The organism is Vibrio ishigakensis, assembly GCF_024347675.1.
GTDB lineage: Bacteria > Pseudomonadota > Gammaproteobacteria > Enterobacterales > Vibrionaceae > Vibrio > Vibrio ishigakensis.
Window position 1 is genome coordinate 2,958,790 of record NZ_AP024881.1, and the last position, 10,903, is coordinate 2,969,692.

General features: G+C 47.1%; 12 protein-coding genes. All 12 read right to left on the minus strand.

What is annotated here, in order from left to right; translation table 11 throughout:
* Positions 1 to 24 precede the first annotated feature (24 nt).
* Positions 25 to 798, minus strand: a complete 774-nt coding sequence (locus Pcarn_RS13720) for a ParA family protein (RefSeq protein WP_261834370.1) — start codon at positions 796 to 798, stop codon at positions 25 to 27.
* A gap of 14 nt (positions 799 to 812) precedes the next feature.
* Positions 813 to 1,442 (minus strand): 16S rRNA (guanine(527)-N(7))-methyltransferase RsmG, encoded by a 630-nt coding sequence (rsmG, locus tag Pcarn_RS13725; protein WP_390904454.1) that lies wholly within the window; start codon positions 1,440 to 1,442, stop codon positions 813 to 815.
* Positions 1,442 to 3,340, minus strand: a complete 1,899-nt coding sequence (gene mnmG / locus Pcarn_RS13730; RefSeq protein WP_261834371.1) for a tRNA uridine-5-carboxymethylaminomethyl(34) synthesis enzyme MnmG — start codon at positions 3,338 to 3,340, stop codon at positions 1,442 to 1,444. Before mnmG ends, rsmG begins: the two co-directional genes overlap by 1 nt.
* A 454-nt stretch (positions 3,341 to 3,794) precedes the next feature.
* Positions 3,795 to 4,229 carry an FMN-binding protein MioC gene (mioC, locus tag Pcarn_RS13735; RefSeq protein WP_261834372.1) on the minus strand — a complete coding sequence of 145 codons (435 nt, stop codon included), beginning with the start codon at positions 4,227 to 4,229 and terminating at the stop codon, positions 3,795 to 3,797.
* A gap of 8 nt (positions 4,230 to 4,237) precedes the next feature.
* On the minus strand, positions 4,238 to 5,599 hold the full coding sequence (gene mnmE, locus Pcarn_RS13740; RefSeq protein ID WP_261834373.1) for a tRNA uridine-5-carboxymethylaminomethyl(34) synthesis GTPase MnmE: 1,362 nt from the start codon (positions 5,597 to 5,599) through the stop codon (positions 4,238 to 4,240).
* 110 nt (positions 5,600 to 5,709) lie between these two features.
* Positions 5,710 to 7,332, minus strand: coding sequence for a membrane protein insertase YidC (yidC, locus tag Pcarn_RS13745; RefSeq protein WP_261834374.1), 1,623 nt, complete (start codon positions 7,330 to 7,332; stop codon positions 5,710 to 5,712).
* Positions 7,333 to 7,334: 2 nt separating this feature from the next.
* Positions 7,335 to 7,595 carry a membrane protein insertion efficiency factor YidD gene (gene yidD / locus Pcarn_RS13750; RefSeq protein ID WP_261834375.1) on the minus strand — a complete coding sequence of 87 codons (261 nt, stop codon included), beginning with the start codon at positions 7,593 to 7,595 and terminating at the stop codon, positions 7,335 to 7,337.
* Positions 7,571 to 7,885 carry a ribonuclease P protein component gene (gene rnpA, locus Pcarn_RS13755; RefSeq protein WP_261835691.1) on the minus strand — a complete coding sequence of 105 codons (315 nt, stop codon included), beginning with the start codon at positions 7,883 to 7,885 and terminating at the stop codon, positions 7,571 to 7,573. The genes yidD and rnpA overlap by 25 nt, the downstream gene beginning before the upstream one ends.
* 45 nt (positions 7,886 to 7,930) lie before the next feature.
* The gene (gene rpmH / locus Pcarn_RS13760; protein ID WP_006880025.1) at positions 7,931 to 8,065 is read right to left on the minus strand and encodes a 50S ribosomal protein L34; all 135 of its coding nucleotides are present in this window, start codon (positions 8,063 to 8,065) and stop codon (positions 7,931 to 7,933) included.
* Between the two features lie 258 nt (positions 8,066 to 8,323).
* Positions 8,324 to 9,058 (minus strand): amino acid ABC transporter ATP-binding protein, encoded by a 735-nt coding sequence (locus Pcarn_RS13765; RefSeq protein WP_261834376.1) that lies wholly within the window; start codon positions 9,056 to 9,058, stop codon positions 8,324 to 8,326.
* Positions 9,055 to 9,726: an amino acid ABC transporter permease gene (locus Pcarn_RS13770; protein WP_261834377.1), complete on the minus strand. Its 672-nt coding sequence runs from the start codon at positions 9,724 to 9,726 to the stop codon at positions 9,055 to 9,057. Before Pcarn_RS13770 ends, Pcarn_RS13765 begins: the two co-directional genes overlap by 4 nt.
* Positions 9,727 to 9,797: 71 nt before the next feature.
* Positions 9,798 to 10,556 (minus strand): amino acid ABC transporter substrate-binding protein, encoded by a 759-nt coding sequence (locus tag Pcarn_RS13775; protein WP_261834378.1) that lies wholly within the window; start codon positions 10,554 to 10,556, stop codon positions 9,798 to 9,800.
* Positions 10,557 to 10,903: the final 347 nt, after the last annotated feature.

A 10,903-nucleotide genomic window follows, 5' to 3' on the forward strand; every position in this document is an offset into this window, starting at 1 on the left:
GAAACTTTCCTTACTTGTAATTATTTAAGCAGTCACTTCTTCGCGACGAAGCATCTCTCCTGCAAGCGCCAGATAAGCCTTGGCCCCTGCTGAGTGTTTGTCATAGTACATGGCTGGTTTGCCATGGCTCGGTGCTTCAGCCAAACGCACGTTACGCGGAATAACGGTGCGGTAAACCTTGCTACCAAAGTGCTGTTTTAGTTGTTCTGATACTTCGTTAGACAGGCGGTTACGCGGATCGAACATGGTTCGAAGCAGACCTTCAATCTTGAGGTTCTCGTTCACCACGGCTGCCAACTTGCTGATGGTGTCCATCAGCGCGGTAAGCCCTTCTAGGGCAAAATATTCACACTGCATCGGAACCAGAACTGAGTCTGATGCCGCCATCGCATTGATGGTTAGCAGGTTGAGTGATGGTGGGCAGTCGATAAAGATAAAATCGTACTGGTCTTTCACGCTCGCTAGGGCGTTCTTCAAACGTACCTCGCGTGCGAACACCTCCATCAGCTTGATCTCGGCGGCGGTTACATCGCCATTAGCCGCAATCAGGTCATAGCCACCGGTTGGAGACTGAGTCACCACTTCTGAGAATGGCGCCTCTTCCACAAGTAGGTCATAGGCGGTTGTTTCCACCTGATACTTGTCCACACCACTGGCCATGGTTGCGTTGCCTTGCGGGTCGAGATCTATGACTAGCACATTTCGTTTTGTGGCAGCCATCGACGCAGCTAGGTTGACGCAGGTTGTTGTTTTACCCACACCACCTTTCTGGTTAGCAATTGATATGATTCTTCCCACGTCTAATCTCTTTCCTACTCTCGGTCTTGTAAGATTACAAGATGTCGCTCACCTTCTAACTCAGGGACAGTCAAAGCTTTGACTTGGATCACGCTACACCAACTCGGTAGCTCTTCCACTTCCTGTTCAGATACCTGACCTTTCAGGGCAAGAAACACACCTTGCTCAGGCTTAGGTAAGTGTCGACACCAGCTTACCATGTCATTCATGGATGCAAAGGCACGGCTCAATACCATATCGAAGCCCTGCTCTGGCTGGAATTCTTCAACTCGGCTCTGCACTGGCTGAACGTTAGTGATCTTAAGCTCGTGCAGCACTTGTTTGATGAAGCGAATACGCTTACCTAGGCTATCCAGCAAGGTAAATTCACAATCTGGATTCATGATAGCCAGTGGAACACCTGGGAGGCCAGGGCCTGTACCCACATCGATAAAACGCGAACCCTCTAGGTGCGATGAAACCACTATGCTATCCATAATATGTTTCACCAACATATCACTCGGGTTGCGAACCGAAGTGAGGTTGTAAGCCTTGTTCCACTTATTCAGCATCTCAACATAGCCTACCAGTTGTTCCACCTGAGTGTCTGTAACCTGTAGGTCAGTTTGCGCAATCAAACTCTCAAGTTGTTGGCGTAGACTCATTATGCTGCTTCCTCGCCTTTCTTGAGAAGGCCTTGTTTCTTCAAATAAACCAATAGGATACTGATTGCCGCAGGGGTAATACCTGAGATGCGAGAGGCAATACCTATGGTTTCAGGTTTGCTCTCAGTCAGTTTAGCCACGACCTCGTTCGACAGACCTGAGACTAGAGAAAAATCAAGATCCGCTGGAAGCTTAGTGTTCTCGTGGCGCATAGATTTTGCGATCTCATCCTGCTGACGCTGGATATAGCCCTCGTATTTAACCTGGATCTCTACCTGCTCAGCTGCTTGAGGATCCTCAAGTGCTGGAGAGAAGGCTGAAAGTTGAGTCAGCTGTTCATAGCTAAGCTCAGGACGACGCAAAAGATCTTCACCACTCGCTTCACGAGTCAAAGGTGTCTTGAGACGCTGATTAAGCTCTTCAATTCCTTCGGACTTTGGATTCATCCAGATCGATGCTAGGCGCTGACGTTCGGTGGCCATGTTATCCATCTTCTGGTTGAAGCGAGCCCAACGCTCATCGTCGATAAGACCCAACTCACGAGCATGCTCGGTTAGGCGAATATCGGCATTGTCTTCACGCAGTAGCAGACGATATTCCGCACGAGAGGTGAACATACGATACGGTTCTTTGGTACCCATGGTCGACAGGTCGTCGATCAATACGCCCATGTATGCTTGATCACGACGTGGTGACCAGCCCTCTTTGTCCTGCGAGTACAGGCTTGCGTTGAGACCAGCCATCAGCCCTTGAGCAGCGGCTTCCTCATAACCTGTGGTGCCGTTGATCTGTCCAGCAAGGAATAGGCCTTGGATAAACTTAGTTTCATAGGTTTGTTTTAGGTCACGAGGGTCGAAGAAATCATATTCGATCGCATAGCCTGGACGCACGATATGAGCATTTTCAAAGCCCTTCATCGAGCGAACAATCTGTACCTGTACATCAAACGGCAAGCTGGTGGAGATGCCATTTGGATAAAGTTCGTGTGTGGTTAGCCCCTCAGGTTCGATAAAGATCTGGTGGCTGTTCTTATCCGCAAAACGCATTACCTTATCTTCGATAGATGGACAGTAGCGAGGACCAATACCTTCGATCACACCCGCGTACATAGGGCTACGGTCTAGGTTATTGCGGATAACATCGTGGGTTTGTTCGTTGGTATGAGTTATGTAGCACGGCACCTGTCGTGGTTGCTGGCTGCGTTTACCCATGAACGAGAATACTGGCGTAGGGTTGTCGCCATGTTGAACCTCAAGCTGCGAGAAATCGACGCTACGAGCATCGATACGTGGAGGTGTACCCGTTTTCAGACGATCAACTCGGAACGGCAGTTCACGTAGGCGATGCGCCAAAGAGATCGAAGGTGGATCACCAGCACGGCCACCCGACGCACTTTCCATACCGATGTGGATCTTACCACCCAGGAAGGTGCCTACAGTCAGTACTACAGCACGTGCTTCGAACTTCAAACCCATCTGGGTGATCACGCCGCGCACTTGATCTTGCTCGACGATCAAGTCATCCACTGACTGTTGAAATAGGGTTAGATTTGGGGTGTTTTCTAGCTCAGATCGTACGTATGCCTTGTAAAGTGCACGATCAGCTTGAGCACGGGTTGCTCGAACTGCTGGGCCTTTAGAAGCATTAAGGGTTCTAAATTGAATACCTGAATGATCGATAGCACGGGCCATTAAACCACCCATAGCATCCACTTCTTTCACGAGATGGCCTTTACCAATACCACCAATAGCTGGGTTGCATGACATTTGACCTAGCGTGTCGATATTGTGAGTCAACAATAGTGTCTTTTGACCAGTTCGGGCTGAAGAAAGTGCTGCTTCTGTGCCAGCGTGGCCACCGCCAACGACGATGACATCAAATTTTTCGTGATAAAGCATGAGTTGGCCTCGAATTATCTATCGTGAAACAAGTGAGCAAAAAGGAGGCGTATTCTACCCTCTTTCTGATCATTAGAAAATTGCTTTTAAACCTTTTCCACTTTTTGTCTGCTCCTAAATATATATAAGATCTTTATATAGATCTTTTATTAGATCTATTATTAGTAACTCGATCATGTGTGGATAAGTGATAAATGATCAATAAGATCAATAGCTTTAGAAGGATCAATAACTGTGATCTCTACCGGATCTAACCCTGTATTAGCTGGGATCTAAATGGCACTTTATACACAGGGGTAGGCAGTGGTAAAAGTTGTTCATTGAATAACTATAGGTTGATCACTGAAAATCACTATACTTATCCACAGAAGAAAAGAGTTTGATCGCGTAAAATATGAACAAATAGAAAGGGAGGTCGCTAACTCGAAGTGGTGTTAGCGACCTTAATTTGGGATTAGAACAGGTGGGTGTGGTCTTCGAACCACTCTTCAGCGGCTTCTTCAGGCACTGGGTGGTTTAATACATCTATGGTGAAACAGTCGGTGAGTGGAGTTGCACCTATGTCTTCTAGTAGGTCATAGCAGTGCTTGCCTGCAGCGCAGAAGGTGTCATAGCTAGAGTCACCAATAGCGATCACCGCAAACTTCAGAGCCTGGGTGTTAGGTGGCGTATCCTGCAACTGACCAATGAAGCTTTGGATATTATCTGGATACTCACCCGCACCATGGGTTGAGGTGACTACCAGCCAAGTGCCCTCGGCTGGTATCTCAGCTAGGTCTGGCTGATTGTGGATTTCCGTTTCTTTGCCTTGCTTCTCGAGCAAGTCGCTGAGGTGGTCTGCGACGTATTCAGCGCCACCCAAGGTACTTCCTGTGATTAAGTGGATCATAGCCTGCCTTATTTACCGATACAGAATGATGAGAAGATGCGACCAAGAAGATCATCTGAGGTGAACTCACCAGTGATCTCGTTAAGGTACTGCTGTGCGATCCTTAGCTCTTCTGCCAAGATCTCACCCGCCATAAAGCCTTCAAGCTGTTGCTGACCGATATCAAGGTGCTCGGCTGCCTTGTTCAGTGCCTCTAGATGACGACGACGCGCCATAAAGCCACCTTCTTGGTTACCGGCATAGCCCATACACTCTTTAAGATGCGTTCTTAGCGCCTCAACACCTTCGCCAGTCTTGGCGCTCAGACGGATAAGGGTAGGCTCGTTCACGTGGCAGATACCGAGGCTCTCGTTAGTCTGGTCAGCCTTATTACGAATAACTGTAATACCGATATCTTTTGGTAGGCGATCAATAAAGTCTGGCCAGATATCGCGAGGGTCGGTCGCATCTGTGGTGGTGCCATCGACCATGAATAGCACGCGGTCCGCTTGCTCTATCTCTTCCCAAGCACGCTCAATACCTATCTTCTCTACCTCATCAGAGGCTTCACGCAGACCTGCGGTATCTATGATGTGCAGTGGCATACCGTCGATATGGATATGCTCACGCAGAACGTCACGCGTGGTACCGGCGATATCGGTAACGATAGCGGTCTCTTTACCAGAAAGAGAGTTCAGTAGGCTGGATTTACCCGCGTTTGGGCGACCGGCGATAACCACCTTCATACCTTCACGCATAATAGCGCCTTGGTTGGCCTCGCGACGGACAGCCTCTAGGTTGTCTATGATGGCTTGCAGATCACCGCTGACCTTGCCGTCAGCCAGAAAGTCGATCTCTTCCTCTGGGAAGTCGATAGCGGCTTCTACATAGATGCGTAGATGGATCAATGACTCCACCAGCGTGGTGATCTTGCTTGAGAACTCACCTTGCAGAGATTTAAGAGCCGATTTGGCTGCCTCTTCAGAGCTGGCTTCGATAAGGTCGGCGATAGCCTCTGCCTGAGTCAGGTCCATCTTATCGTTTAAGAAGGCACGCTCAGAGAACTCACCAGGACGAGCAGGGCGGATGTTAGGTATCTCCAGAATACGCTTGATAAGCATATCCATAACAACAGGACCGCCATGGCCTTGTAGTTCAAGAACATCTTCACCGGTAAAGGAGTTTGGGTTTGGGAAATAGAGGGCAATGCCTTGGTCTATCTGCACGCCATCGGCGGCTAGGAAAGGTAGGTATTCCGCGCGACGAGGAGCTAGGGTCTTGCCTACAAGATGTTTGGCTACTTCAACCGCTTGAGGGCCAGATACACGGATGATGCCGACGCCTCCGCGTCCAGGCGCTGTGGCTTGAGCCACTATAGTGTCGTTAGTCATATAGGTCTCAGCTGGGACAATTAGATAAAGTCTACTCTGGTTTTGTTGTTAACTCGAATAGAAAAAGGCGACCTATTGGCCGCCTTAAGAATATGTGGACTCATTGAAACTTACTTAGAGTGTAAGCCTTTCTTCTCCAGAGCCTTATAGATAAGCGTCTGCTGGATCAGAGTCACGATGTTAGATACCAACCAGTATAGAACTAGGCCTGATGGGAACCATAGGAAGAAGAAGGTAAACATAACCGGCATAAAGGTCATGATCTTCTGCTGCATAGGGTCGGTAACTGTTGTTGGGCTCATTTTCTGGATCAGGAACATACTTGCACCCATCAGTAGAGGAAGGATGTAGTACGGGTCTTGAGCTGAAAGGTCAGTAATCCAACCGAAGAACGGCGAGTGACGTAGCTCAACAGATTCCATTAGTGCCCAGTAAAGTGCGATGAAGATAGGCATCTGTAGGATAAGAGGAAGACAGCCACCCAGTGGGTTAACCTTCTCTTTCTTATACAGTTCCATCATCTCTTGGCTCATACGCTGACGGTCATCACCGATGCGCTCACGCATAGCTTGCAGCTTAGGCTGAAGCATACGCATCTTAGCCATAGAGGTGTACTGAGCCTTAGTTAGTGGGTACATAGCACCACGAACGATGAAGGTTAGTACGATGATAGCTAGACCCCAGTTAACCACTACGCCTTGGATCATAGATAGAAGCCAGTGTAGAGGCTTAGCGATGAACCATAGCCAGCCGTAGTCTACGGTTAGGTCTAGGTTTGGTGCTACTGCAGCCATTTCGTTTTGTAGCTTAGGACCTACCCATAGAGTCGATTTGATCTCTGCAGATTGGCCATCAGCGATGGTCTTGTTAGGAAGACGAACACCGATGTCACCTAGGTTGCCAACAACACGGGTGTAAACGTTAGCGCCAGCTGCATCACGTGGGATCCACGCAGATACGAAGTAGTGCTCAAGCATTGCCGCCCAGCCTTCACCGTTTGGAAGGTTCTGAGATAGGTTGCGGTCTTGCATGTCGTCGAAGCTGTACTTCTTGTAGCGAGTGTTCTCAGTAGAGTAAGCACCACCACGGTAAGTAGGCATGGTTAGGCTACCGCCAGACTTCTGTAGGTTTTGACGAAGGTGAGCGTACATACCAACTGTTGCGTTTGCACCAGAGTTGTTCACTACGTCATAAGCTACGTCGATAGCATAGCTACCACGCTTAAGGATGAAGGTCTTAGTGTACTCAAGGCCGTTAGCCTTATAAGTCATAGGAACGCGAAGTTCGTCTTGGCCTTCAGCCATTTGGAAAGAGTCAGATGCAACTTGATACTGAGGACGAGAAGTGCTGCTAAGGTCGATACCTTGAGGGCCGATTAGACCACTCTGAGCGATGTATTGCTCGTTGCCTTTCTTATCAAGAAGAACGAAGTTTTTGTCAGAACCGAATTCATCAGCGTACTGGTTCAGTTCAGCAGACACTACGTCACCACCGAAAGCATCGATAGATAGAGTGAGAACGTCCGTTTTAACTTTTACAATGCTTGCACTGTGGCCCGCTTGTGGCGCTGGATCGGCCATATCATCAGCAAACGAAGGTGCTGGCAGTGTACTGTTAGATTGTGCTTGCGTTGTCGCTGGAGCCTGAGGGTTCTTGTATGACTGCCATTGTTGGAATAGCAGAAAAGAAACCATAGCTAGAGCGATAAACAAGATATTACGTTGAGAACCCATCGTTATTTATCTCTGTTTGTCGTGTTGTGTTTAGGTGGTACAGGGTCGTATCCGCCATCATTCAAAGGGTGGCATTTTAATAGACGTTTGCCCGATAACCAACAACCTTTTACAAATCCGTGAGTTTTTAACGCTTGGATCGCATATTCGGAGCAGGTAGGGGTGAAACGACAGCGTGGTCCGATAAGAGGACTGATGCCAACTCTATAAAGGTAAACTAAGCCTATAGCTATCCACGCTAGCGGCGAGAAAGTCTTTGCCATAGTTTATCGAAGAGTTTAAACATATCATCATTGCTTAAGTCTTGGGCGCTTTTCTTTGCAATCACAACAAAATCTTTGTTAGGAAGTTTGTGTTGGTTGAGGCGGAAGCTCTCTCTTGCAAGACGCTTGAATCGGTTACGGGCAGGAGCCGTTTTGATTTGCTTTTTTGGGACTGCTAAACCTAGACGCGGATGGTCTAAAGAGTTTTTGCGGGCAATGATGGTGAAATGAGGGGAACCAGCTCGGTGAGCTTTGTCGAAGACATTTTGATAATGCTCGGGAGTTAACAGACGTAACTCCCGATTGAACGCGTACTTACTCAAAATAATCGCGAATTATTTTGAAAGGCGAGCACGGCCTTTAGCACGACGTGCATTAATTACTTTACGACCGTTCTTAGTAGCCATACGTGCACGGAAACCGTGAGTACGTTTACGCTTTAGAACTGAAGGTTGAAAAGTGCGTTTCATGGTATTTACCTTTACTGATCAGTAGTTTTTAGGTTTAGTTAAACCCGACGTGGGCTTTAATTTCTCTCTCCTTTAAAGAGAGAAAATCCGACGTCTCTCAACAAAGAGGCGGAATTCTAATCAATGACTCATAATTAGTCAACGATTGGTTTAACCTAGGCTCGGTCTTTTCCCTACTATATAAAGCAGGTTAAACACTTCACCCCAAATTCCGGTCGACGGATTATACTTTGTGCCGATAAAATCTCAAGGATCTTGTTAGATCCCAACCTGATTTAGGAATTTCTTCAAGCGCGGATCCTGTGGATTACCAAAGATATCCTCAGGTTTTCCTTGCTCTACTATGTTGCCTTCGGCCATGAAGATCACTCGGTCAGCGACCTCGCGAGCAAACTGCATTTCATGGGTTACCACCAGCATGGTTTGATGCTGATTTGCTAGTTTTTTCATAAGGTTAAGCACCTCACCAACCCATTCAGGATCCAGTGCAGAGGTAGGCTCATCGAACAGAAGCAGTTCAGGTTCTAGCGCCATAGCACGGCCGATACCCACACGCTGTTGTTGTCCACCAGACAGTGCTGCTGGATAACTATCGCCTTTATCGCCAAGGCCGATATCGTCCAGAATTTGTTGGGCGCGTTGCAGAGCTTTGTCTTTCTTCCAGCCGTGTACAGTGATCAAGCCTTCCGCGATGTTCTGCCTTGCGGTCATATGTGCAAACAGTGCGTAGTTCTGGAATACAAAGCCTGTTTTACGGCGAAGCTCGAGTACCTCTTTGCTGTTGTGCTTAGCACAATCTACAGAGGCATCACCAATAGTGATGTGCCCTTGCTCGGCACTCTCGAGGAAGTTAACGCAGCGAAGTAGGGTAGACTTACCTGTACCACTAGAGCCGATAATCACGATGATTTCGCCTTTTTCGATCTCTATGTCTATGCCTTTAAGAATCTCTGAATCGCCAAAGCGCTTATGAATATTCTGCAGTTTAATCATCTTTGATAAGCCCTATTCAAACGATTCTCAGCCACAAGTTGAATGCGCGTAAGGATAACCACCACACCCCAGTAGATAAGCGCTACCGCGAGGAAGGCTTCGAAGAAACGGAAACTGGATGATGCTTCCATTTGAGCTCGTGCCATGATTTCGGCTACGCCCAGAGTGAAAGCCAGTGAAGTTGATTTGATCATATCGATGAAATAGTTCATCAGAGATGGCAGTGCTACGCGAGTAGCCTGTGGCAATATGATTCTTTGCATCGCTTGGCGTGTAGTCATGCCGATAGAAAGGCTTGCTTCCATCTGACTGCGATCGATACCTATGATGGCGGCACGGATACTCTCTGCCATATAAGCAGCAAAGTGCAGAGTTAGACCGATAACCGCTGCGGTAAAGGCATCGATACCCACCATTAATGGGAAGATCTGCGGTAAGCCGTAATAGAGAAGAAACAGCTGGACTAGGAGTGGGGTGCCACGGAAGAAGCTTATATATAGCTGGGTAAGCTGATCCAGTACCGGAATCTTAAACACTCGGATGTTGGCAAGTACAACGGCTAGGATCAGAGCAAACACTCCGCCCCAAATAGCCATCTCCATGGTGGTTCCCAGATACCTGAGCAGGATAGGCAGTAGCTCAAGCATGTAGTTAAAGTCGAAGCCCATAAACTCTCTCTTATAAATACAACAAACCCACTATCTCTAAAGAAATAGTGGGTTAATTTTATACCTTTACACTATTTTTGGGTGATGTCTGCACCAAACCATTTCTCAGAGATCTTGGTTAGAGTGCCATCTTTGCGCATTTCAGTAAGTGCTTTGTTCACTTCTTGTTGCAATTGTTGGCCTTTTTCGTTGTTCACGAAAGGCATAGCGTTTTCAATAGTCTCAAACGGTTCGCCTGCAAGTTGCAGAGGAAGGCCAGTTTTCTTGATCAGCTCAAGAGCAGATAGGCGATCCATTACGAATGCATCAGCACGACCAAGAGCGACATCGTGTTCAATACCTGTGTCGTAGGTCTTGATGTTGATCTTGTTGTCTTTGTCATAGTTACGTAGAAGTTGCTCGAAGTTAGAGCCAAGGTTTACTGCTACTGTTTTACCGTCTAGGTCTTCAACACCCTTGATAGAGTCATTGCCTTTACGAACAGTGATTTGTGCACCATCTACTACATAAGCATCAGAGAATAGGTATTTAGCCTTACGCTCTGCTGTTGCTGTGATTTGGTTAGAAATAGTATCGATACGACCAGTTTCTAGCATACCGAATAGACCAGAGAAGTTTGAAGTCACAAACTTAACGTCATAATCGTTGCGCTTACCAATCTCTTCCCAGATGTCTACTTCAAAGCCTTGCAGCTTATCTTTTTCAACAAAAGTGAATGGGAAATAACGGCCAGACATACCTACTTTTACTTCAGTTGCAGCCTGCGCTACTTGAGCGAAGCTCGCAATTAGTGCGGTTGCGTACAGCAAGCCTTTTAACCAGTTTTTCATACTACTACTCCTTGTGATTATGGTGCGAATATTACAGCTAAGCGCATCCAGCGCTAATAACTAAAAGTTATTTCTAATAACAACTCTGTTTCATTTACTCACTTGTATAGCAGGTTTGGTTATTGTGAAAAAGTGTGGGGATAAATGGGATCCTAGAAAAATGATCTAGCTCACTGGGTACAATCTTGTGGGTAATCTTGTAGATCTAGGAGATTTTTCTCACTAAATTGTGAATAACTTAGATCTTATGCACTGGATCATCGATCATTTGCTAGCGATCTTCATAAACTGGGGGTAAAATTAATCCCCTTAACTATTCCATTTCTAAAACGCACTGTGGGGTCGTC

Bases quoted from the DNA above. Each gene is read 5' to 3' on its own strand.
- mioC (WP_261834372.1), bottom strand. From the start codon at position 4,229: ATGATCCACTTAATCACAGGAAGTACCTTGGGTGGCGCTGAATACGTC.
- rsmG (WP_390904454.1), bottom strand. From the start codon at position 1,442: ATGAGTCTACGCCAACAACTTGAGAGTTTGATTGCGCAAACTGACCTA.
- yidD (WP_261834375.1), bottom strand. From the start codon at position 7,595: ATGGCAAAGACTTTCTCGCCGCTAGCGTGGATAGCTATAGGCTTAGTT.
- Pcarn_RS13765 (WP_261834376.1), bottom strand. From the start codon at position 9,058: ATGATTAAACTGCAGAATATTCATAAGCGCTTTGGCGATTCAGAGATT.
- Pcarn_RS13770 (WP_261834377.1), bottom strand. From the start codon at position 9,726: ATGGGCTTCGACTTTAACTACATGCTTGAGCTACTGCCTATCCTGCTC.
- mnmE (WP_261834373.1), bottom strand. From the start codon at position 5,599: ATGACTAACGACACTATAGTGGCTCAAGCCACAGCGCCTGGACGCGGA.
- mnmG (WP_261834371.1), bottom strand. From the start codon at position 3,340: ATGCTTTATCACGAAAAATTTGATGTCATCGTCGTTGGCGGTGGCCAC.
- yidC (WP_261834374.1), bottom strand. From the start codon at position 7,332: ATGGGTTCTCAACGTAATATCTTGTTTATCGCTCTAGCTATGGTTTCT.
- rpmH (WP_006880025.1), bottom strand. From the start codon at position 8,065: ATGAAACGCACTTTTCAACCTTCAGTTCTAAAGCGTAAACGTACTCAC.
- Pcarn_RS13775 (WP_261834378.1), bottom strand. From the start codon at position 10,556: ATGAAAAACTGGTTAAAAGGCTTGCTGTACGCAACCGCACTAATTGCG.